Source organism: Streptomyces sp. WAC 01529, assembly GCF_003945545.1.
Taxonomy (GTDB): Bacteria; Actinomycetota; Actinomycetes; order Streptomycetales; family Streptomycetaceae; genus Streptomyces; species Streptomyces anatolicus.
Genome location: NZ_CP029617.1, coordinates 2,011,823 through 2,031,166, shown reverse-complemented (window position 1 = coordinate 2,031,166; position 19,344 = coordinate 2,011,823). Strand labels below are relative to the sequence as shown.

General features: G+C 71.0%; 17 protein-coding genes. 9 read left to right on the top strand and 8 right to left on the bottom strand.

Annotated elements, in window-relative coordinates; translation table 11 throughout:
• The first annotated feature begins 14 nt into the window (after window positions 1-14).
• From DMA15_RS09190 to DMA15_RS09180, 3 genes are all read left to right on the top strand, one after another.
• Window positions 15-956, top strand: a complete 942-nt coding sequence (locus DMA15_RS09190; RefSeq protein ID WP_125512286.1) for an RluA family pseudouridine synthase — start codon at window positions 15-17, stop codon at window positions 954-956.
• Window positions 953-1,420 carry a GNAT family N-acetyltransferase gene (locus tag DMA15_RS09185; protein WP_125512285.1) on the top strand — a complete coding sequence of 156 codons (468 nt, stop codon included), beginning with the start codon at window positions 953-955 and terminating at the stop codon, window positions 1,418-1,420. Before DMA15_RS09190 ends, DMA15_RS09185 begins: the two co-directional genes overlap by 4 nt.
• Window positions 1,421-1,491: 71 nt before the next feature.
• Entirely contained in the window at window positions 1,492-3,078 is a 1,587-nt protein-coding gene (locus DMA15_RS09180; RefSeq protein ID WP_125512284.1) for a Na+/H+ antiporter, read from the top strand.
• A 16-nt stretch (window positions 3,079-3,094) separates the two neighbouring features.
• Here the strand turns inward: DMA15_RS09180 and DMA15_RS09175 are convergent, their stop codons facing one another.
• A complete protein-coding gene (locus tag DMA15_RS09175) occupies window positions 3,095-4,186 on the bottom strand; it encodes a mechanosensitive ion channel domain-containing protein (RefSeq protein WP_125512283.1) in 1,092 nt (363 codons plus the stop codon).
• Between the two features lie 101 nt (window positions 4,187-4,287).
• Here DMA15_RS09175 and DMA15_RS09170 point away from each other — a divergent pair, with 101 nt between their 5' ends.
• Entirely contained in the window at window positions 4,288-4,857 is a 570-nt protein-coding gene (locus tag DMA15_RS09170; protein WP_125512282.1) for a dienelactone hydrolase family protein, read from the top strand.
• A gap of 34 nt (window positions 4,858-4,891) precedes the next feature.
• On the opposite strand, the gene DMA15_RS09165 is transcribed toward DMA15_RS09170, so the two are convergent.
• The 4 genes from DMA15_RS09165 to DMA15_RS09150 form a co-directional block, all read right to left on the bottom strand.
• Window positions 4,892-6,556 (bottom strand): alkaline phosphatase D family protein, encoded by a 1,665-nt coding sequence (locus DMA15_RS09165; protein ID WP_125512281.1) that lies wholly within the window; start codon window positions 6,554-6,556, stop codon window positions 4,892-4,894.
• Between the two features lie 84 nt (window positions 6,557-6,640).
• On the bottom strand, window positions 6,641-7,450 hold the full coding sequence (locus DMA15_RS09160; RefSeq protein WP_125512280.1) for a DsbA family protein: 810 nt from the start codon (window positions 7,448-7,450) through the stop codon (window positions 6,641-6,643).
• A gap of 42 nt (window positions 7,451-7,492) precedes the next feature.
• The gene (locus DMA15_RS09155) at window positions 7,493-8,179 is read right to left on the bottom strand and encodes a hypothetical protein (RefSeq protein WP_125517500.1); all 687 of its coding nucleotides are present in this window, start codon (window positions 8,177-8,179) and stop codon (window positions 7,493-7,495) included.
• A 57-nt stretch (window positions 8,180-8,236) separates the two neighbouring features.
• Window positions 8,237-9,565: a DUF2252 domain-containing protein gene (locus DMA15_RS09150; protein WP_125512279.1), complete on the bottom strand. Its 1,329-nt coding sequence runs from the start codon at window positions 9,563-9,565 to the stop codon at window positions 8,237-8,239.
• 226 nt (window positions 9,566-9,791) lie between these two features.
• Between DMA15_RS09150 and dnaE the strand changes: the two genes are divergently transcribed.
• Window positions 9,792-13,334: a DNA polymerase III subunit alpha gene (gene dnaE, locus DMA15_RS09145; protein WP_125512278.1), complete on the top strand. Its 3,543-nt coding sequence runs from the start codon at window positions 9,792-9,794 to the stop codon at window positions 13,332-13,334.
• Window positions 13,335-13,430: 96 nt separating this feature from the next.
• Here the strand turns inward: dnaE and DMA15_RS09140 are convergent, their stop codons facing one another.
• The gene (locus DMA15_RS09140) at window positions 13,431-13,610 is read right to left on the bottom strand and encodes a hypothetical protein (protein ID WP_125512277.1); all 180 of its coding nucleotides are present in this window, start codon (window positions 13,608-13,610) and stop codon (window positions 13,431-13,433) included.
• A 335-nt stretch (window positions 13,611-13,945) separates the two neighbouring features.
• Here DMA15_RS09140 and DMA15_RS09135 point away from each other — a divergent pair, with 335 nt between their 5' ends.
• The 4 genes from DMA15_RS09135 (at window position 13,946) to DMA15_RS09120 (ending at window position 17,877) form a co-directional block, all read left to right on the top strand.
• The gene (locus DMA15_RS09135; RefSeq protein ID WP_125512276.1) at window positions 13,946-15,187 is read left to right on the top strand and encodes an NYN domain-containing protein; all 1,242 of its coding nucleotides are present in this window, start codon (window positions 13,946-13,948) and stop codon (window positions 15,185-15,187) included.
• 117 nt (window positions 15,188-15,304) lie between these two features.
• Complete coding sequence (locus DMA15_RS09130) at window positions 15,305-16,285, top strand: ABC transporter ATP-binding protein (protein WP_125517496.1); 981 nt, start codon at window positions 15,305-15,307, stop codon at window positions 16,283-16,285.
• An 88-nt stretch (window positions 16,286-16,373) separates the two neighbouring features.
• Window positions 16,374-17,171 (top strand): ABC transporter permease, encoded by a 798-nt coding sequence (locus DMA15_RS09125; RefSeq protein WP_240660183.1) that lies wholly within the window; start codon window positions 16,374-16,376, stop codon window positions 17,169-17,171.
• 34 nt (window positions 17,172-17,205) lie between these two features.
• The gene (locus DMA15_RS09120) at window positions 17,206-17,877 is read left to right on the top strand and encodes a DUF2567 domain-containing protein (RefSeq protein ID WP_125512274.1); all 672 of its coding nucleotides are present in this window, start codon (window positions 17,206-17,208) and stop codon (window positions 17,875-17,877) included.
• A 164-nt stretch (window positions 17,878-18,041) separates the two neighbouring features.
• On the opposite strand, the gene ybaK is transcribed toward DMA15_RS09120, so the two are convergent.
• On the bottom strand, window positions 18,042-18,539 hold the full coding sequence (gene ybaK / locus DMA15_RS09115) for a Cys-tRNA(Pro) deacylase (RefSeq protein WP_125512273.1): 498 nt from the start codon (window positions 18,537-18,539) through the stop codon (window positions 18,042-18,044).
• A 56-nt stretch (window positions 18,540-18,595) separates the two neighbouring features.
• Window positions 18,596-19,342, bottom strand: a complete 747-nt coding sequence (locus tag DMA15_RS09110; RefSeq protein WP_125512272.1) for an LON peptidase substrate-binding domain-containing protein — start codon at window positions 19,340-19,342, stop codon at window positions 18,596-18,598.
• Window positions 19,343-19,344 lie beyond the last annotated feature (2 nt).

The window sequence follows — 19,344 nt, the reverse complement described above, 5'->3', positions numbered from 1 at the left end:
TGCATACTCAATGGGTGAGTACGATTCCCGAGATCCGCACCCTGCCCGTGCCGGACGGCCTGGAGGGCGAGCGCGTAGACGCCGCCATCTCTCGCATGTTCGGTTTCTCCCGCACCAAGGCCGCCGAGCTCGCCGCGGCGGGGAAGGTCTCGGTCGACGGCTCGGTGGTCGGCAAGTCCGAGCGGGTGCACGGCGGCGCCTGGCTGGAAGTGGAGATGCCGCAGGCGCCCGCCCCGGTGCAGATCGTGGCCGAGCCCGTCGAGGGCATGGAGATCGTGCATGACGACGACGACATCGTCGTGATCGTCAAGCCGGTCGGCGTGGCCGCGCACCCGAGCCCGGGCTGGTCGGGGACGACCGTGATCGGCGGCCTCGCCGCCGCGGGTTACCGCGTCTCGACCTCCGGTGCCGCCGAGCGCCAGGGCATCGTGCACCGCCTGGACGTCGGCACCTCCGGCCTGATGGTGGTCGCCAAGTCCGAGCGCGCGTACACCTCGCTGAAGCGCCAGTTCAAGGAGCGCACGGTCGACAAGCGCTACAACGCGCTGGTGCAGGGCCACCCCGACCCGATGAGCGGCACGATCGACGCCCCCATCGGCCGCCACCCGAACCACGACTACAAGTGGGCGGTCACGGCCGAGGGCAAGCCCTCCGTCACGCACTACGACCTCATCGAGGCCTTCCGGGCCGCCTCCCTGCTCGACATCAAGCTGGAGACGGGCCGCACCCACCAGATCCGCGTGCACATGGCGGCGCACCGGCACCCCTGCGTGGGCGACCTGACGTACGGCGCGGACCCGACGCTCGCCAAGCGGCTCGGTCTCACCCGCCAGTGGCTGCACGCGGTCCGGCTCGGCTTCGAGCACCCGGGCGACGGGCAGTGGGTGGAGTACGAGAGCGGTTACCCCGAGGACCTCCAGAAGGCGCTGGACCGGGTGCGGGCGGAGAGCTCGTGACCGGTGTCACGATCCGGGTGGCGCGGGACGAGGACGACCGCCAGGCCTGTTTCGCGGTCCGCAAGGACGTCTTCGTGGCCGAGCAGCAGGTGCCCGAGGAGGTCGAGTACGACGCGTACGACTCCGTGGCCGTGCACGTCCTGGCCGTGCGCGAGGACGGCGTCCCGCTGGGCGCGGGACGGCTGCTGACCGGCGCCGCGGCGGCCGCCAAGAACGGCGGGGACACCGGCGTGGGCGCCCTCGGCCGGCTCGCGGTGACGGCGGCGGCCCGCGGCCTCGGCATCGGCGCCGCCCTGGTCCGCGCCATCGAGGACGCGGCACGCGCGCGTGGCCTCACCGCCGTCGACCTGCACGCGCAGACGCACGCCCTGGGGTTCTACGAGCGCCTGGGGTACGAGGCGTACGGCCCGGAGTTCCCGGACGCCGGGATTCCGCATCAGGCGATGCGCAAGGCGCTGCACTGACGCGTCGAGCGCCCTCGCGTGGCAGGGTTGAGTCTTGATCGTTGAAGTCTCGACCGCCCGGAGGGCGCACCGTGGATCAACTGGCGCTGCTGCTCGTCTTGTTGCTGGGAGCCGTGGTCACGGTGCCGTTGGGGGACCGGCTGGGGCTGCCCGCGCCCGTCCTGATGACGCTCGCGGGGATCGGGATGGCCCTGCTGCCGTTCGTGCCCAATGTCGAGATCCCGCCGGACTACATCCTTCCGCTGGTGCTGCCCCCGCTGCTCTACGCCTCCGTGCAGCGCACGTCGTGGCGGCAGTTCGCGGCCAACCGGCGCCCCATCTTCCTGCTCGCCGTGGCACTGGTGTTCGTGACGACGGCGGCGGTGGCCGCGATGGCCAACGCCGTCGTGCCCGGGCTGCCGCTCGCCGCGGCCGTAGCGCTCGGCGCGCTCGTCGCGCCGCCCGACCCCGTCGCCGCGACCGCCGTCGCGGGCTCGCTCGGGCTGCCCCGCAGGCTCGTGTCGATCCTGGAGGGCGAGGGGCTCTTCAACGACGTCACGGCGATCGTGCTCTACCACGTGGCGATCGCGGCGGCGGTGAGCGGAACCTTCTCCTGGCCGTCCGCCGCGGGCCGGCTCGTGCTCTCCGCCGTGGTGGCCGTCCTCGTCGGGCTCGCGCTCGGCTGGCTGACGAACAAGCTCATGGGGCTGCTCGGCGACGCCATCCTGCAGACCGGCCTGACGCTGCTCGTGCCCTTCGTCAGCTATGTGCTGGCCGAGGAGCTGCTCGGCTCCGGCGTGCTCGCCGTCCTCACCACCGCGCTCTACCTCGCGGAGAACGCGGTCGACGCCGACGACGTGCTCGGGCGGATCACCGGGCAGACCTTCTGGCAGATCGTCGACACCCTGGTGACCGGCGCCGCGTTCGGCCTCATCGGTCTCGAACTGCACAACGTCTTCGGCATCGCGAGCGGCCGCGAGTGGGAGATGTTCGGCTGGGGCGCGGCCGTCGTCGGGGTCGTCGTCGGCGGGCGGCTGCTGTGGCTGCTGCCCGCGACCTGGCTCGCCAAGCGGCTGCACAAGCGCCGGGACTACGACGAGGAGATCCCGACGACCTGGCGCGAGACCGTCGTCATGTGGTGGGCGGGGATGCGGGGCGTGGCGTCCGTGGCGCTCGCGCTCGCCATCCCGCTCAAGACGGACGACGGATCTCCGTTCCCGGCCCGCGACGAGATCATCTTCATCGCGTTCTGCGTGATCATGGCGACGCTCGTCGTCCAGGGGCTCACGCTGCCCTGGCTGGTCCGCAAGCTCGGGGTGCGCGCCGACACCGACGCGGAGCGGGAGCTGGAGCGGGTGCTCGCGGTCCGCGCCGCCAAGGCCGCCAAGCGCCGCCTCAAGGAGATCGAGGAGGTCGAGGAGCTTCCCGAGGACGTCTCCGAGCGGCTGCTGCGCGGCGCCTTCGACATCGGGGCCAGGATCAGCCCGGACGTGGTCGACGAGGAGCGGCGCGAGCGGTACGCCAAGCGCGTGGACCGGCTGAAGGCCGTCCAGCGCATCCAGCGCGAGATGATGTCGGCCGCGCGCCACGAGGTCCTCGCCGCGCGCAGCGAGCCCGGCGCCGATCCGGAGATCGTCGACCGGGTGCTGCACCACCTCGACGTACGCAGCCTGCGCTGAGCCGCGCGGCCCGGGGTCAGCCGCGGCCGGTCCGCGGTGCCTTCGGCGCGAGGTGCAGGGGGCGGTGGCCGTTCGGCGCGGGTTCCGCCGAGGCCGTGGTGACCTTCGGCAGCGCGTACGGATGCTTCTCGGTCAGCCACTGCACCATCTGCTCGCGCACCGTGACCCGGACGGTCCAGATGTCGTCCGCGTCCTTCGCGGTGACCAGGGCGCGGACCTGCAGGGTGCTCGGCGTCGTGTCGGTGACCGCGAGGCCCCAGTCCCTGCCGTCCCACGCCGCGCAGTCGCGCAGGATGTCGCGGAGCTTGTCGCGCATCTGGTGGACCGGCGCCGAGTGGTCCAGGTGGAAGAAGACCGTGCCGGTCATCTGCGCCCCACCGCGGGACCAGTTCTCGAACGGCTTGGACGTGAAGTACGACACGGGCATCGTGATCCGGCGCTCGTCCCAGGTGCGCACCGCGAGGAACGTCAGGGTGATCTCCTCGACGGTGCCCCACTCGCCGTCCACCACGACGGTGTCGCCGATCCGCACCATGTCGCCGAAGGCGATCTGCAGGCCCGCGAAGAGGTTGCCGAGGGTGGACTGGGCCGCGACACCGGCGACGATGCCGAGGATGCCGGCCGAGGCCAGCAGCGAGGTCCCGGCCGCCTGCATGGCGGGAAAGGTCAGCAGCATCGCGGAGACCGCCACGACACCGACGATCGCGGAGACCACGCGCTGGATGAGCGTCACCTGCGTACGGACCCTGCGGACGCGGGCCGGATCGCGGTGGACCGTGGCGTAACGGGCGTAAGACGACTCCACTATCGCCGTGGCGATCCGCACCACCAGCCAGGCCGCGGAGCCGATCAGGACGAGCGAGAGGATCCGCCCGATGGCCGCCGAGTGTTCCTTGGCGAGCTGGGCCTGCCCGTAGGAACCCCGCAGCAGGGCGGTGCACAGCACCAGGTGGAAGGGGACTCGGCAGCGGCGCAGCAGACCCCACAGCGGGGTCTCGTGATGCCGCTCGTCGGCCCGGCGCAAAGCGAAGTCGACCAGCCAGCCGACCACCACTGTGAGCACGACCGAGCCGCCGATGACGATCAACGGACGCAGTACGTTCTCCATGCCTCCGAGGGTAGGGGTACCGCCTCCGGGTCTCGGAGGGGAGGGGTACCGGCCCGCCTCCTCCGGGGGAGGAGGCCCCAGGTGGATGGCACGATGGCTCCATGAACATCATGCTTTTCCACTCGACGTACGGCCTGCGACCCGCGGTGCGCGCGGCGGCGGACCGGCTGCGTGCCGCGGGGCACGAGGTGTGGACGCCCGACCTGTTCGACGGGCGTACGTTCGACGACGTCGAGGCCGGAAGGGCCCACCAGGACGAGATCGGCAAGGACGAGCTGCTGAAGCGGGCGATCCTCGCCGCCGCCCCCTACTCGGAGCGGGGCCTCGTCTACGCGGGCTTCTCCTTGGGCGCCGCGACCGCGCAGACCCTCGCGCTCGGCGACGAGAAGGCGCGCGGCCTGCTGCTCCTGCACGGCACGTCCGACATCGCGGAGAACGTGTCCGTGGACGGGCTGCCGGTGCAGCTGCACGTGGCGGAGCCCGACCCCTTCGAGACGGACGACTGGTTGAGCGCCTGGTATCTGCGGATGGGGCGGGCCGGCGCCGACGTGGAGATCTACCGCTACCCCGGCGCCGGGCACCTCTACACCGACCCGGACCTCGACGACCACGACGCGGAGGCGGCGGAGACGACGTGGCGCACGGCGCTCGGGTTCCTGGAGACGCTCTGACTGGCGGCGCTCTGGCCGGAGACGCTCTGACGGGTCAGCGCACGGGAGCGTCCGCCCGCTCGACCTTCTGCGTGCCGCTGCGCGTGCGGTACGAGCGGAGCCAGGACGACGTCGCCCCGGGGCTCTTCCGGTCCGAGAGGGCGTAGTAGTCCATCTGGGAGCGCTCGGCGGTGATGTCGAGGACGCCGTAGCCGTGGGAGTCCATGTCCAGCCACCTCACGTGGCGGTTGGCCGCCCTGAGGGTGGCCGCGGCGGCCAGCGAGACGGTGTGCGGGGCCACCCCGAGCATGTCGTCGATGTTGTCGGAACTCACCGAGGTGACCACGAACTCCGTGGCGACCGAGGGCGTCAGCGGATACGTGGCCGCCCTGGCCGGTACGTCGTTCGCCCACGCCATGTGGATGTCGCCGGTCAGGAAGACGGTGTTGCGGATGGCGTTGTCCCGCAGGTGGGAGATGAGTTCCTTGCGGTCGTCCGTGTAGCCGTCCCACTGGTCGACGTTGATCGCCAGGCCCTCCTTGGGCAGGCCGAGCAACTCCGCGAGGGGCTTGAGGAGATGGGCCGGCAGGGCGCCGAAGGCGACCGGCGAGATCATGACCGAGGTGCCGACCAGCTTCCAGGCGGCGTCCGACGACGCGAGCCCCGCCTTCAGCCAGTCGAGCTGCGCGCGGCCGGTGAGGGTGCGCTCCGGGTCGTCGACCGCGCCGCTGCCGGTGCCCGCCTGCTGGGAGCGGAAGGAGCGCAGGTCGAGCAGGTGCAGGTCGGCCAGCTTGCCGTAGCGGACGCGGCGGTAGACGGTGCCCTCGGTGGAGGGGCGTACCGGCATCCACTCGAAGTACGCCTGCTTGGCCGCCGCCATGCGCGCCGCCCAGGGGCCCTCGCTCCCGGGGGTGTGGTTCACCGCCCCGCCCGACCAGGCGTTGTCGGCGAACTCGTGGTCGTCCCAGATCGCGATGACCGGGTGCGTGGCGTGCATCGCCTGCGCGTCCCCGTCGGTCTTGTGGACGCCGTGCCGGGTGCGGTAGTCGGCGAGCGTGATGATCTCGTGCCGGGGTTCGTGCGGGCGTACGACGTGCTTGGCGGCCGGGTACTCGCCGCTCGGGTACTCGTAGAGGTAGTCCCCGAGGTGCAGGACCGCGTCCAGTTCGGTGCGGGCCGCGAGGTGGCGGTAGGCGGAGAAGTAGCCCGCCTCCCAGTTGGCGCAGGACACCACGCCGAACCGGACGCCGTGCGCGGTGGCGTCGTGCGCGGGGGTGGTGCGGGTGCGGCCCACGGGGGAGTGCACCGGGGAGGCGTCCCCCACGGAGAAGCGGAAGTAATAGGTGGTCGCCGGGCGCAAGCCCCTTACGTCGGCCTTGACCGTGTGGTCGGACGTGGCGCGCGCGGTGGTGCTGCCGCTGCTGACGACTCGGGAGAAGCCCTTGTCCTCGGCTATCTCCCAGTGCACCTCGGTGTCGGGCCCGTTGCCCGACCCGGGCACGGCGTCCGGCGTGGGCGTCACCCGGGTCCAGAGCAGGACACCGTCGGGCAGCGGATCCCCGGAGGCGACGCCGTGGTGGAAGGCGGGGCCTTCGGCGGCGTGGGCGGGGGCGGCGGCGAGCGCGGTGCCGAGGGCGGCGGTGGCGGCCGCGGCCTTGACGACCGTACGGCGGCTGGGAGTTGAAGCACCTATGGGTGCGGAAGAGAAGCGACTGGTCACGAGTGATCACACTACTGACCAGTACCGACGAAGAGCGGGCCAACAGGGAAAGTCGACCCGCTCTTCGGTGGGACAGAGGGTGCGCTACTTCGTGACGCCCGCCGTCTTCAGCGCGGCCTTCCAGGCGTCAGGGGTCTTCGGCGTCTCGATCACCTTGTCGTTGATCTTGATCGTCGGGGTCGACTCCACGCCCTCGGCCGACTGGAAGGAGTCGCTCATCCTCATGGCCCAGGCGTCGTAGGTGCCCTTCTTGACGGCGCTCTCGAACTTCTTGTTGTCCTTGAGCGCGTCGATGGTGTCGGCCACCTTGAGCAGTTCGTCGTCCTTGGCGAACGTGTCGGTGGACTCGGACGGGTGGAACTTCGTGGAGTACAGGGCGGTCTTGTACTCGAGGAAGGCGTCCGGGCTGACGTTCAGGGCGGCCCCGAGCGCGCTCAGCGCGTTCTTCGAGCCTTCGCCGCCGAGGTTGTTGTCGAGGAAGGTGCCGATGGTGAAGGACAGCTTGTAATCGCCGTCCTTCATGCCCTTGTTGACCGCCTCGCCGATGGACTGCTCCATGACCGCGCAACCGGGGCAGCGGGGGTCCTCGTACAGGTGGACGGTGTTCTTGATGGAGGACTTGCCCAGCGTGACCGTGGTGCCGTTCTTGCCCGAGGTGTTGGCCGGGGCGACCACCTTCGCGTCGGCGGCCTTCTCCCACTTGGAGGGCGCGTCGGGCTTGTTGACCTGCATCACGGCGTAGCCGACGCCGCCGGCGATCGCGAGGACGGCGACGATCGAGACGCCGACGATCGCCGTGCGCCTGCGCTTCTCGCGCTTGCGCTCGGCCTCCTGCTGGGCGCGGATCCGCTCACGGGCGGCGGACTTGGCGGCCTGGCTGTTGCGCTTGCTCATGATCTTTTTCTCCGTGTGGGTGAACTGGGTGGGGGGTCGTGCTCAGACGAGGACGGCCGAGCACGGCGGTCCACGCCGCCCCACGAAGTGCACCAGCAGGCGCGTACGCGTGACGCGCGCCCGGCGCTCGGGGCGCGGCAGGCGGCGTACGGGTGTGCGCGTGGCGGTCACCGAGGCGACCGCGATCAGCAGGGGCCGGAACGTGGCACCGGCGACCGCGCGCAGCAGCTGGGCCAGCGCCCGCTCGCCGCGCCGCAGCCAGCCCGCGGCGAGGAGACCCACGCCGACGTGCGCCCCGAGCAGCAGCCAGGCGGCGCCCGGTTCGGCGTCCGCGAGCAGGGCCGCGGCGCCGCCGTGCCCGTCGGCGGTCATCCGGGCCAGCGGCGTCCCGACGGGCGTGCCGCCGCACAGCACGTCGAAGCCGACGGAGCGCAGCGGGCCGGCCACCGGGCCGCCCGCCTCGCCGTAGCAGACGTGCTGGCCCGCGGTGAACACCGTGTCGGCGGCCAGCTCCAGCGGGATCACCAGGGCGGCGATCCGTGCGAAGCCGCGCTCGCGGCCCGCGAGCGCGTACGCGATGAAGAAGACGGCGGCGGCGATCGCGGCCACGGTCGTCAGCGGCAGGGGGACCCGGGAGAGCAGCACGTGCGACGCGGCGGAGAGCGTCACGACGAGCGCCGTGAAGAGCGCCGCGCGCACGGCTCTGAGCTGGGTCCCGGATATGTCCATCGCGGAGGAGTGTGCCATGTGTTTCCGTAGGGGACCCCTAAAGGGTGCCTGTGAGGTTCACAGGCCCGGGATCCGGCCGTTGCGGAACAGGTCCACGAAGATCTGGTGGTCCTCACGCGCGCGTGCCCCGTAGGTGTGCGCGAAGTCGACGAGCAGGTCCCCGAAGCCCGCCTCGTCGGCCGCGATCGCGGCGTCGATGGCGCGCTCCGTGGAGAACGGCACCAGGTCCGAGTGGCCGCTCTCGTCGTCCGCCGCCGCGTGCATCGTGGCGGTGGCGCGGCCGAGGTCCGCGACGACCGCGGAGATCTCCTCCAGGTCGTCGATGTCCGACCAGTCCAGGTCCACCGCGTACGGCGACACCTCGGCGACCAGCTGGCCCGCGCCGTCCAGCTCGGTCCAGCCGAGCCACGGGTCGGCGTGCGCCTGGAGGGCGCGCTGGGAGATGACCGTGCGGTGGCCCTCGTGCAGGAAGTACTCCCGCACGGCCGGGTCCGTGATGTGCCGGGAGACCGCGGGGGTCTGGGCCTGCTTGAGGTAGATCACGACGTCGTTCTCCAGGGCGTCGCTGTTGCCCTCCAGGAGGATGTTGTACGAGGGCAGGCCCGCGGAGCCGATGCCGATGCCGCGCCGCCCCACGACGTCCTTGACGCGGTAGGAGTCGGGGCGGGTGAGCGAGGACTCCGGCAGCGTCTCCAGATAGCCGTCGAAGGCCGCGAGGACCTTGTAGCGCGTGGCGGCGTCCAGCTCGATGGAGCCGCCGCCCGGCGCGAAGCGGCGCTCGAAGTCGCGGATCTCGGTCATCGAGTCGAGCAGCCCGAAGCGGGTCAGGGAGCGCGCGTCGCGCAGCGCGTCCAGGAGGGCGCCCTGGGCGGTGTCCAGCGTGAAGGGCGGCACCTCGTCGCTCTTGGCGCCCGTCGCCAGGTCATGGATCCGCTCGCGGTACGCCGCCGCGTAGGTCCGCACCAGGTCGGAGATCTGCTCGTCGCTGAGCGCCTTCGAGTAGCCGATCAGGGCCACGGAGGCGGCGAAGCGCTTCAGGTCCCAGGTGAAGGGGCCTACGTACGCCTCGTCGAAGTCGTTCACGTTGAAGATCAGGCGGCCCTGGGCGTCCATGTACGTGCCGAAGTTCTCGGCGTGCAGGTCGCCGTGGATCCAGACCCGGCCCGTGCGGTCGTCCAGATAGGGCCCGCCGTGCTGCTCGCGCTCCAGGTCGGCGTAGAACAGGCAGGCCGTGCCGCGGTAGAACGCGAAGGCGGAGGAGGCCATCTTCCGGAACTTCACCCGGAACGCGGCGGGGTCCGCGGCAAGCAGCTCGCCGAAAGCGGTGCCGAAGACGGCGAGGATCTGCTCGCCGCGCTCATCGGCCGTGGGCTGCGGGACCGACATCGCTGGGTGCCTCCTGGTGCGGGGTCGTGCGTGACAAGTCGTGCGTGACAAGGGGTGCGGGCCTCGGGGCGGAGATCCCGCCCGTGGGGCAGGCGCTCCGCCTCTTCCAACGCACGACCGTACTCCCGAGTGCCCGCCCGCTGTCAGTGCCCCGGATTAGACTTCGTCGCTGTCCCCCAAGACTGTCCGCAGCCCGTTACCACCCGTTCTCCGGAGGCCTCCCACCGTGACCAAGCCGCCCTTCACGCACCTGCACGTGCACACCCAGTACTCGCTGCTTGACGGTGCCGCGCGGCTCAAGGACATGTTCAACGCGTGCAATGAGATGGGCATGACGCACATCGCCATGTCCGACCACGGCAACCTGCACGGGGCGTACGACTTCTTCCACTCGGCCCAGAAGGCGGGGGTCACGCCGATCATCGGGATCGAGGCGTATGTGGCGCCGGAGTCGCGGCGCAACAAGCGCAAGATCCAGTGGGGCCAGCCGCACCAGAAGCGCGACGACGTGTCGGGTTCGGGTGGTTATACCCACAAGACGATCTGGGCGGCGAACAAGACCGGTCTGCACAACCTCTTCCGCCTCTCCTCGGACGCCTACGCGGAGGGCTGGCTCCAGAAGTGGCCGCGTATGGACAAGGAGACGATCTCCCAGTGGTCCGAGGGGCTGATCGCCTCGACCGGTTGCCCCTCGGGTGAGCTCCAGACGCGACTGCGCCTCGGCCAGTTCGACGAGGCGCTGAAGTCGGCGGCGGAGTACCAGGAGATCTTCGGCAAGGACCGGTACTTCCTGGAGCTGATGGACCACGGCATCGAGATCGAGCGCCGGGTCCGTGACGGGCTGCTGGAGATCGGCAAGAAGCTCGGCATCCCGCCCCTGGTGACGAACGACTCGCACTACACGTACGCGCATGAGTCGACCGCCCACGACGCCCTGCTCTGCATCCAGACCGGCAAGAACCTCTCGGACCCGGACCGCTTCCGCTTCGACGGGACGGGTTACTACCTGAAGTCGACGGACGAGATGTACGCGATCGACTCCTCGGACGCATGGCAGGAGGGCTGCCGCAACACGCTCCTGGTCGCGGAGCAGATCGACACCACCGGGATGTTCGAGAAGCGCGACCTGATGCCGAAGTTCGACATCCCCGAGGGCTTCACCGAGGTCACCTGGTTCCAGGAGGAAGTCCGCCGCGGCATGGCGCGCCGCTACCCGGCCGGCGTCCCCGAGGACCGCCAGAAGCAGGCCGAGTACGAGATGGACATCATCATCCAGATGGGGTTCCCGGGGTACTTCCTCGTGGTCGCCGACTTCATCATGTGGGCCAAGAACAACGGCATCGCGGTCGGCCCCGGCCGAGGCTCCGCGGCCGGTTCGATCGTCGCGTACGCCATGGGCATCACCGACCTCGACCCGATCACGCACGGTCTGATCTTCGAGCGGTTCCTCAACCCCGAGCGCGTCTCCATGCCCGACGTCGACATCGACTTCGACGAGCGCAGGCGCGTGGAAGTGATCCGGTACGTGACGGAGAAGTACGGCGCCGACAAGGTCGCCATGATCGGCACGTACGGAAAGATCAAGGCGAAGAACGCCATCAAGGACTCCGCGCGCGTGCTCGGATATCCGTACGCGATGGGCGACCGCCTCACCAAGGCGATGCCCGCCGACGTCCTCGGCAAGGGCATCGACCTCGACGGCATCACCAACCCCAGCCACCCGCGCTACAGCGAGGCGGGCGAGATCCGGGGGATGTACGAGAACGAGCCCGACGTGAAGAAGGTCATCGACACCGCCAAGGGTGTGGAGGGCCTGGTCCGGCAGATGGGTGTGCACGCGGCCGGCGTGATCATGTCCAGCGAGCCGATCGTCGACCACGCGCCGATCTGGGTGCGGCACACCGACGGCGTGACCATCACGCAGTGGGACTACCCCCAGTGCGAGTCGCTCGGCCTGCTCAAGATGGACTTCCTGGGCCTGCGCAACCTCACCATCATGGACGACGCCGTCAAGATGGTGAAGGCGAACAAGGGCATCGAGCTGGAGATGCTCTCCCTCCCGCTCGACGACCCGAAGACCTTCGAACTGCTCTGCCGCGGTGACACCCTCGGCGTCTTCCAGTTCGACGGCGGCCCGATGCGCTCCCTGCTGCGCCAGATGCAGCCCGACAACTTCGAGGACATTTCCGCCGTCTCGGCCCTGTACCGGCCGGGCCCGATGGGAATGAACTCGCACACGAACTACGCCGAGCGCAAGAACGGCCGCCAGGAGATCACGCCGATCCACCCGGAGCTCGAAGAGCCCCTGAAGGAGACGCTCGGCCTCACCTATGGCCTCATCGTGTACCAGGAGCAGGTGCAGAAGGCCGCCCAGATCGTCGCGGGCTACAGCCTCGGCGAAGCCGACATCCTGCGCCGCGTGATGGGCAAGAAGAAGCCCGAGGAGCTGGAGAAGAACTTCGTCCTCTTCCAGGCGGGCGCCCGGAAGAACGGCTACTCCGACGAGGCCATCCAGGCCCTGTGGGACGTCCTGGTCCCCTTCGCCGGCTACGCGTTCAACAAGGCGCACTCCTCCGCGTACGGCCTGGTCACCTACTGGACCGCCTACCTCAAGGCGAACTACCCGGCCGAGTACATGGCCGCGCTGCTCACCTCGGTGAAGGACGACAAGGACAAGTCGGCCGTCTATCTGAACGAGTGCCGGCGCATGGGCATCAAGGTCCTCCCGCCGAACGTGAACGAGTCCGTGCACAACTTCGCCGCGCAGGGCGACGACGTGATCCTCTTCGGCCTTGAGGCGGTCCGCAACGTCGGTACGAACGTGGTGGAGTCGATCATCCGCTCGCGCAAGGCGAAGGGGAAGTTCACCTCCTTCCCCGACTACCTCGACAAGGTCGAGGCGGCCGCGTGCAACAAGCGCACCACGGAATCGCTCATCAAGGCGGGCGCCTTCGACACGATGGGGCACACCCGCAAGGGCCTCACCGCGCAGTACGAGCCGATGATCGACAACGTCGTCGCGGTCAAGCGCAAGGAGGCCGAGGGGCAGTTCGACCTCTTCGGCGGGATGGGCGAGGAGTCCGGCGGCGACGAGCCGGGCTTCGGGCTCGACGTGGAGTTCTCCGAGGACGAGTGGGAGAAGACGTATCTGCTCGCCCAGGAGCGGGAGATGCTCGGGCTCTACGTCTCCGACCACCCGCTCTTCGGCCTGGAGCACGTGCTCTCCGACAAGGCCGACGCGGGCATCGGGCAGCTCACCGGCGGTGACTTCTCCGACGGCTCGGTCGTCACCATCGGCGGCATCATCTCCGGCCTCCAGCGCAAGATGACCAAGCAGGGCAACGCATGGGCCATCGCCACCGTCGAGGACCTCGCCGGTTCCATCGAGTGCATGTTCTTCCCGGCCACCTACCAGCTGGTGTCGACCCAACTCGTCGAGGACGCCGTGGTCTTCGTCAAGGGACGCCTCGACAAGCGCGAGGACGTGCCGCGCCTCGTCGCGATGGAGCTCCAGGTCCCCGACCTGTCGAACGCGGGCACCAACGCGCCCGTGGTGATCACCATCCCGACCGTGAAGGTGAGCCCGCCGATGGTCCACCGGCTCGGCGAGGTCCTGAGCCACCACCGCGGCAACAGCGAGGTGCGGATCAAGCTCCAGGGGGCCCAGAAGACCACGGTGCTCCGGCTCGACCGGCACCGGGTGAAGCCGGACCCGGCGCTCTTCGGTGATCTGAAGGTGCTGCTCGGCCCGTCCTGCCTGGCGGGCTGAGCCGGACCCTCGGCGGCGGGCCGGGCCCGGCCCCGGGCAAGAGCATGAGGGGCGCACCCGATCCGGGTGCGCCCCTCATGTGTGCCTCAGTGTGCGTCAGTTGTGGCCGAAGCGACGCTGGTGCTTACGGGCAACATCAGCGGGGCTGCCCTGAGCCTGCGACTCCATCGGCGACTGGGCCTCGGCGGCGGCCGACTTGGCCTGCTCCGACGCCTGCTCGGCCGCCGAGGCGCGGTTCTCCTGGCTGCCCTGCTTGCGATTCTTGTTCTTGGCCATGGTGATCTTCCTCCTGAGGGGGATCTGGGGGCCATGACGCGACCAGACTCACATACGCGGGCAGACGGCGCATTTCGGATAATTACCGTGCGTAATAAGGGCTCTCCCCCAGTAATGCCCCGATGCGCCACGCCGAAGATCGAGTTCCGCCCGTTAACCTCCGCCAGGTCGGGCAGACTCGAAGCAAACCCGACGCGGTCCCGCACCGCACCCCTGATTCCTTCTCGTCACAGGGTGTGTTCGTGGGCCTTCTAGGGAACGTCCAGGAACCTCCGGACACTTTTCAGGAACTTCCCGGAACGCCGGAGAACCTCCAGGGAAAGAGGGTGGATCGCGTGGACCGCTGCATCGTCCTGGTGGACGCCGGGTATCTGCTGGGTGCCGCCGCGAGTCTCCTCGCGGGGGAACCCTCCAGGTCCCGGATCACCGTCGACCACGCCGCCTTGATCCAGGGCCTGCGCGAGCGCGCGGAATCCGAGACCCAGCGCCCGCTCCTTCGCATCTACTGGTTCGACGGGGCCCCCGACCGCGTACCCCAGCCCGAGCACCGGCGGCTGCGGGTCATGCCGCGCGTGACGGTCCGGCTCGGCGCCCTGACCCGCAGCGACGGACGGTGGGCGCAGAAGGGCGTGGACGCCGCCATGCACGCCGAGCTGACCGAGCTGGCCCGCAACCGCGCCTGCTCCGACATCGTGCTCGTCACCGGTGACGGGGATCTGCTGCCCGGCATGATGGCCGCCAAGGAGCACGGCGTCGCCGTTCACCTGTGGGCCGTGCAGGCCGCCGACGGCGACTACAACCAGTCGGAGGACCTGGTCGCCGAGGCCGACGAGCGGCGCGTCCTCGACCGGGCGTGGATCACCAAGGCCGTACGCCCCAAGGAACTCACCGGCATCTGCGCGCCACCGCCCGCGCCGCGCCCCGAGATCGCCGCCATCCTCTCCGCACCGCTGCCGGAGTCCGCGCTCGCCGCCGCCGCGCAGCGGGCGGAGGAGGAGGCCGCCCCCGCCCGGCACGCCGACGCCGCGTCCAACGGCCGGGAGCCCGGCGAACAGCGCGTCCCCCCGGGCAAGGCCGTGCCCACCCCCAAGGACCTGGCCGCCCTGCGCGGCCCCGGCACCCAGCCGGCGCAGCACCCCACGAGCGCGACGCTGCGCTGGTCCTCCGACAAGGGCTGGGTCGAGCGGCCGGGCGGTGCGCCCGAGGGCCCCGAGGCCGCGGCCCTGCCCACCCTCGCCCAGCTGACGACGGCCGAGCAGCGCTGGGCGGACCGGGAGGAGGACATCACCACGGTCGGCGGCGACCCTTTTGAGGTGGGACAGGTGTTCGCCCGGCGGTGGATGACGCGCCTGCCCGAACAGCACAACCTGCAGAAACTGTCGACGATGTACCCCCGCATCCCGCACCGCATCGACGGCGAGCTGCTGCGCTACGCGGCCCGGTTCGGCCTGCTCGCCCACAAGGACGACCAGATCGACGAGCACGACAGGTACGCGATCCGGGCCGGCTTCTGGCGGGAGGTCGACGCCCGGACCGCCGCCGAGCACGCGCCCGCGGGGGGCCGCGCAGGTGACTGATACGGGGCGTACGGGGCGCCCCGGGCGTCATCCGCGCCCGCGGACCCCGTAGTCTCGTCCTTCGTGAGTACGCGCCCCGCACCGGCAGTCCGACAGGGACTCCGTCAGGAACACGGCATCGACGCCGTCTGCGCGGTGCGCGACCTGGTCAAGACCTACCCCGCCGCCCGAGGCAGGCGCGGCAGGCCCGCGACGCCCGAGGTCCGCGCCACCGACGGCATCTGCCTGACGGTCCGCCGCGGGGAGATCTTCGGGCTGCTCGGTCCCAACGGCGCCGGCAAGTCCACCCTCGTACGCCAGCTGACCGGGCTGATGCGGCCCGACAGCGGCACGGTCGACATCCTCGGCCACGACATCGTGCGCCACCCCGAGCGGGCGGCGCGGATCCTCGCCTACCTCGGGCAGGAGTCCACCGCGCTCGACGAGCTGACCGTGTCGCTGGCCGTCGAGACGACGGGGCGGCTGCGAGGGCTCGACGTGCGCAGGGCGCGGGCCGAACGGGACGCCGTCCTGGAGGAACTCGGACTCACCGCGCTGGCCTCGCGGCCTTTGAAGAAGCTCTCCGGCGGGCAGCGCCGCCTCGCCTGCTTCGCCACCGCGCTGGTGGGGGAGCGGCCGCTGCTCGTCCTGGACGAGCCGACCACCGGGATGGACCCCGTCGCGCGCCGTGCCGTGTGGGCGGCGATCGACTGGCGCCGGGCCGAGCGCGGGACGACCGTGCTGCTCGTCACGCACAACGTGATCGAGGCGGAGACCGTCCTCGACCGGGTCGCCGTGCTCGACCGGGGCAAGGTCATCGCCTGTGACAGCCCCGCCGGGCTCAAGGAGAAGGTCGCGGACGAGGTGCGGGTGGAACTGGTGTGGCGCGAGCGGGCGCCGATGGACGTCCCCGAGGTGGCCGCGCTCCGCTCCTCCGCGGTGGAGTCCGGGCGCCGGTGGTCCCTGCGGCTCGCTCCCGAGGAGGCTCGGGCCGCTGTCGCGGCGGTGACCGGCGGGAGCGCGTTCGCCGCGCTGGACGACTTCACGGTGGCCACGCCCAGTCTCGAGGACGTCTATCTCGCCCTGGGCGGGAGTGGGCGGGGGCTGGTGAAGGCGTGAGCTGGGGCCGGGGGAGAACCGTCGTGACGCAGGGTGGCAGTGACAGTGACAGAAGGGTTCTCCGGTGAGTGCCGTTCCGCTTGAAGTCGTGGTGCGGGCCGAGGAGCCGGGTGAGGCCGACCTCGGCGGGCCCGCGGAGCTCGGGCCGCGGGCCCGGCTGTTCCCCGCGCTCTGTGCCGTCTACCGCGCCCAGCTCTCCCGGGCCCGTGTCGCGCGGATACCGCTGCTCTTCGTGGCGACCTTCCAGTCCGTCGGCATCATGATCCTGATGCGCGGGGTCGTGGACGGCGGGGGCGAGGCCCGTGCCGTCGTCGCCGGATCGTCCGTGCTCGTCGTGGCGTTCGTCGCGCTCAACCTGCTCGCGCAGTACTTCGGGCAGCTCCGCGCCGACGGCGGGCTCGACCACTACGCCACCCTGCCCGTGCCGCCCGCCGCCGTGGTGCTGGGCGCGGCCGCCGCGTACGCCTCCTTCACGGTGCCCGGCACCCTCGTCACGGCCGTCGTCGGCTGCGGCCTCTTCGGGCTGCCGCTCACCCACCTGTGGGTGCTCGCCGCGGTGATCCCGCTCGCCGGCGCCGCCCTCGCGGGACTCGGCGCCGCGCTCGGCCTGCTCGCGCCGCGGCCCGAACTGGCCACGCTGCTCGGTCAGATGGGCATGTCCGCGGCGCTGCTGCTCGGCGTGCTCCCGGCCGAGCGGATGCCGACGCTGTTGCAGTACGCGCGTGACCTGCTGCCTTCCACGTACGGAGTGGAGGCCTTCGCTCGTACGTTCGGGCCGGAGCCGGACTGGGCCGTCGTCGCCCTCGATCTGGCGGTCTGCGCGGGGGTCGGTGTCGCCTCGCTCGCCGTGGCCACCTGGGCGTACCGCCGGGCGGCCGTCCGGTGACGCGCCGCACAGGGAGTACTGGCACGATGTGTGGGTGACCGCACCGCTGACACCCTCCCAACCGCCGCACGACGAACCCTCGAACGAGCCCTGGCGGGCACCCGCGCAACCGTCGGCGGGTGTGCCTCCGCACGGATTCGAGGAGGACGGGCCCGGCATGAAGAAGGAACTGCTGCAGGCCGCACTGATCATGGTCGTGGTGGCCCTCAGCGGCCTGGTGCTCGGCGCGCTGTGGCTCTGGCTCGCGCCGCGCGTCCCGCTCATCTCGGACGGCGAGGCGGTCTACCTCAAGGACACCGAGGGCGAACAGGCGATCGGCGTCGACGGAACGTTCACTCTGCTCTCGCTCGGCTTCGGCGCCGTCAGCGGTGCCGTCGCCTTCCTGGTCCGCAGGAGCGGGGGAGTCCCGATGGTCGCCGGGCTCGCCCTCGGCGCCCTGTTCGGCGCCCTGCTCGCGTGGGGGCTCGGGGTCCTGCTCGGCCCCGAGACGGACGTCGCCGCGCACGCCAAGGCCCTCGGCAAGGGAATCGTCTTCGACGCGCCCATGGAACTCAAGGCCAAGGGCACGGTCCTCGCCTGGCCGGTGGCCGCGCTGGCCGTGCATCTGGGGCTCACGGCGCTGTTCGGGCCGCGCGACCCGGAGCCGTACGCGGTGCCCTACGAAGAGCCGTACGACGAGGTGCGCCCCGGGGACACGGCTCCCTGAGCGAGGGCCCTTGAGTGACCCCTACGCGGGCCTTCGGGTGACCCCTACGCGGGGCGCTTGCCGTGATTGGCCTTGCGCTTCTTCGCCCGCCACTTCCGCATGCGCGTCTTCTTCGACATGCCCTGGGTTACTAGTCGCGCCCCGCACAGCTGTCGAGGGCACTTTCACGCCCTGCTGACAGGCGCGAGCACCGCCTCCGTGAGCCTCGCCAGGTCGCCCGGCGCCAGCTCGACCTCCAGGCCCCTGCGGCCCGCCGAGACGCAGATCGTGGCGTGTGCCGACGCCGAGGCGTCGAGGACCGTACGCAGCTTCTTGCGCTGGCCGAGCGGGGAGATGCCACCGCGCACATAGCCCGTGGTGCGCTCGGCGGCGGCCGGGTCGGCCATCACGGCGCGCTTGCCGGAGACCGCGGCGGCCAGCGCCTTCAGGTCCAGGGAGCCCGCGACCGGCACCACGGCGACCGTCAGCTCGCCGTCGACCTCGGCGACCAGCGTCTTGAAGACCCGGTCGGGGGAGACGCCCATGGCCTCGGCGGCCTCCTCGCCGTACGAGGGGTGGGCGGGGTCGTGCTCGTAGGCATGGACGGTGAAGTCGGTGCCCGCCGCGGTGAGCGCCACCGTCGCCGGAGTGCCGGCCGCCTGATTCTTCTGCTTCTTCGCCAAGGTGCTCGCCTTACGTTCAGGGCGTACGTCAGTCGCGGCCGGTTCCGTCGAGGCCGTCAGTTGAGGCTGGTCGTCCCGCGCGTCAGCTCGGTCGCGGGCAGCGAGGGCAGATTACGGATGATCGCGGTCTCGGCGCGCAGCAATTCCAGCTCGTCCCGCAGCCGCGCCGCGGTGTCCGGCGCCTCCAGGAGCCGCTGCTTGGTCGGGGTGTCGAGGACGGCCGCCGCGGCGACCAGGTACGACACGACGGACGGCTCGTCCGGCAGCTCCGCCCCCGTCGTGAGCGAGCGCTCCCGCGCCCCGGCCAGCCGCTTCTGGTAGGCGCGGAAGGCCCGCAGGACGCCCTCCGCGAGCGTGCCCGCCCCCTCGCCGGACTCCTCCGGCATCTCCTCGACCTCCGCGGTGAGGAAGGCGCCCGAGGCGTCGACCGAGTGGATCCGTACGCGCGTCGTGCCGGTGGCGAGGACCTCGAAGCCGCCGTCGGCGCGCTCCCTGATCGTCGCCGCGTCCGCCACGCAGCCCACCGCGTGGAAGGCCTTGAGCGGGTCGTCGCCGAAGCCCGCGGCGGGCCCGTGCTCGGGCACCGCCGTCTGGTCGGGGAGGCCGGGGGCGCTGGGCGCCACCTCCAGGCCGTCGCGGATGGCGACGACGGCGAACTGGCGCTGCTCCTCCTCGGGGGTCTTGAGCAGGTCGCGCATCATGGCGCGATATCGCTCCTCGAAGACGTTCAGCGGCAGCACGAGGCCGGGGAACAGCACCGAGTTGAGCGGAAAGAGCGGAAGCCGGATGGTCACGACCGGCAAGC